This is a genomic window from Kitasatospora sp. MY 5-36, assembly GCF_001182915.1.
Classification (GTDB): Bacteria; Actinomycetota; Actinomycetes; order Streptomycetales; family Streptomycetaceae; genus Kitasatospora.
The window spans coordinates 1-1,373 of the sequence record NZ_LFVW01001214.1; the positions used below are offsets into that span (position 1 = coordinate 1).

At 76.0% G+C, this 1,373-nt stretch carries 1 protein-coding gene and 1 pseudogene; both read right to left on the minus strand.

What is annotated here, in order from left to right:
• A pseudogene (locus AE652_RS41475) lies at window positions 1-541 on the minus strand (LuxR family transcriptional regulator); the annotation flags it as partial.
• Window positions 542-656: 115 nt separating this feature from the next.
• A partial coding sequence (locus AE652_RS41480; protein ID WP_049661173.1) for an NAD-dependent epimerase/dehydratase family protein occupies window positions 657-1,373 on the minus strand: 717 nt, incomplete at its 5' end.

Consider the following 1,373-nt stretch of genomic DNA (forward strand, 5'->3'; position numbering starts at 1 on the left):
CGCCGCGCAGGGCGGCGAGGTGGGTGTCGCGCAGGGCGGCGCCGATCGGGGCGGCGACGCGTTCGGCCAGGCGCAGGTCGGGCAGGTCGTAGCGGCCGCGGGCGCGTTCGCGCATGAACGCCGCGGAGCCCCAGCGGCCGCCGCCCACATCGAAGTTGATCCGCAGCTCGTCGCCGTATCCGCAGGGGTTGAGCAACTCCCGGTAGCGGACGCTGCGTTCGGGGCGGCCGTCGGTGGCCCGGTCGACGGTCTGCGCCCGGTGGCCGGCGGTGCGGATCGCGGTGAAGGTGGTGGAGTCCTCGCCCTGGAGCTCCAGGTGCACGGCCTGCTCGAACTGGGCGGGGTCCAGGCCGTCGGCGACGGTGGAGGTGGGGAACCCGGTGACCGGGTCGTTGCCGTGCCAGCAGCCGCCGTCGTAGCCGAGCGGTTCCAGCAGCAGGGTGTGCAGCTCGCGGAACAGCGCGGCCGCGGGTAACCCGGAGGACGCCAACTCGCCTATGGAACCCAGGACTTCCCGCTCAACCTCACGTCGTTTGGCCACGGACGGAATCCTACGGACGCAGGGTCTCCGTGTCCGGTGAACGGACGAGGAAGGACGGGTACGGAGCGATGCGGGGGAGGCGCCCGCCCCCGCCGGTGACCGGCGTTCCCGTCCGTCACCGGCCGTCGCGCTCGCGCCACCAGGCGACCGTGGCCCGCAGCTGCTCCTCCAGCGGCGTGGCGCGCACCGTGAACGCGGCCTCGTAGGCGGAGCAGTCCACCGTGAACGGCCGGTCGAACTGGTAGCGCGTCTCCCGCAGTTCGCGCAGCAGCGGGGAGAACAGCCCCGCCACGGCCAGCGCCGCCGCGGGCAGGCGGCGCACCGGGACCGGGCCGCCGCCGGCCTCGGTGGCCAGCCGCTCGACCATCGCGCGCACCGACAGGGGAGGGGCGGTGGGCACGTGCCAGGCCCGGCCCCAGGCCCGCTCTTCGCCCGCGAGTTCGGCCATCGCCCGGGCCACGTCCGGCAGGTAGGTCCAGCTGTGCGGGGCGTCCGGGTCGCCGAGCGTCGCGACCGGGCGGCCCTTGAGCAGGTTGGGCATCACCCGTGCGGCCAGGTGGCCGCCCTCGGTGACGCCGGGGCCGAAGAAGTCCGAGGCCCGCACCTCCACCGCCCGGATCCGCCCGGCCTCGTGCAGCGCCCGCGCCCGCTCCCAGGTCGCGGCCCGCACCCGCCCCTTGGGGCCGGTCGCGGCGAGCGGCAGGTCCTCGGTCAGCGGCCCCGCCACCGGCCCGTAGCCGTACAGGTTGCCGAGCATGACCAGCACCGCGCCGCTCTCCTCGGCCGCCGCGCACAGCGAGGCGCTCAGCGCCGGCCAGAGCCGCGCCCACTG